At 70.5% G+C, this 1,118-nt stretch carries 1 protein-coding gene; it reads left to right on the forward strand.

Going from position 1 to position 1,118, the window contains the following annotated elements; genetic code table 11:
* A partial coding sequence (locus ABZ260_RS51435) for a type I polyketide synthase (protein WP_355633346.1) occupies positions 1 to 1,118 on the forward strand: 1,118 nt, incomplete at both ends.

Consider the following 1,118-nt stretch of genomic DNA (forward strand, 5'->3'; position numbering starts at 1 on the left):
GTGATGGCGTCGCCGGGTGCGTTCATCGACTTCAGCTCTCAAGGTGGCCTGGCCGGTGACGGGCGGTGCAAGGCGTTCGCCGACGCGGCGGACGGTACGAGTTGGGCCGAGGGTGTGGGCATGCTGGTGCTGGAGCGTCTGTCGGACGCGCGCCGCAACGGCCACCAGGTGCTGGCCGTGGTGCGTGGGTCGGCGGTCAACCAGGACGGTGCGTCGAACGGTCTGACGGCGCCGAACGGTCCGTCGCAGCAGCGGGTGATCCGGCAGGCGCTGGCCAGTGCCGGGCTGACTCCCGCCGAGGTGGATGCGGTGGAGGGTCACGGTACGGGTACGACGTTGGGTGACCCGATCGAGGCGCAGGCGCTGCTGGCGACGTACGGGCAGGATCGGCCGGAGGACCGGCCGCTGCTGCTGGGTGCGATCAAGTCGAACATCGGTCACACGCAGGCGGCTGCGGGTGTGGCGGGTGTGATCAAGATGGTCATGGCGATGCGGCATGGGGTGCTGCCCAGGACGTTGCATGTGGATGCGCCGTCCTCGCATGTGGACTGGTCGGCGGGCGCGGTGGAGCTGCTGACCGAGGCCAGGGGCTGGCCTCGGGTGGAGCGGCCGTGGCGTGCCGGGGTGTCGTCGTTCGGGATCAGCGGCACCAACGCTCACGTGATCATCGAACAGGCGGCGGAAGCTCCGGAGGCCGAGGAGGAGGTTCAGCAGGATCTGGCACCGGCTGCGGGTGTGGTGCCGGTGCTGGTGTCGGGCCGGTCGGCGGGGGCGTTGCGGGCGCAGGCTGGACGTCTGGTGTCGTATTTGGACGGTGCTGCTGGTCTGGGTCTGGCCGACACCGCGTTCTCGCTGGCCACGACGCGGTCGTCGTTCGAACATCGGGCGGTGGTGCTGGCAAGCGACCATGAGGGCGTGCTGGCCGGGCTGGGTGCGCTGGCGGACGACCGCCCGGGCATGGGCGTAGTGCGCGGGGTGGCCGGGGCCGAGCCCCAGTTGGCGGTGTTGTTCACCGGTCAGGGCAGTCAGCGGGCGGGGATGGGCCGGGAGCTGTATGAGCGGTTCCCGGTGTTCGCGCAGGCGTTGGATGAGGTGATCGCCGAGCTTGACCCGCTGCT

It is taken from the genome of Streptosporangium sp. NPDC006013 (assembly GCF_040614275.1).
GTDB lineage: Bacteria > Actinomycetota > Actinomycetes > Streptosporangiales > Streptosporangiaceae > Streptosporangium.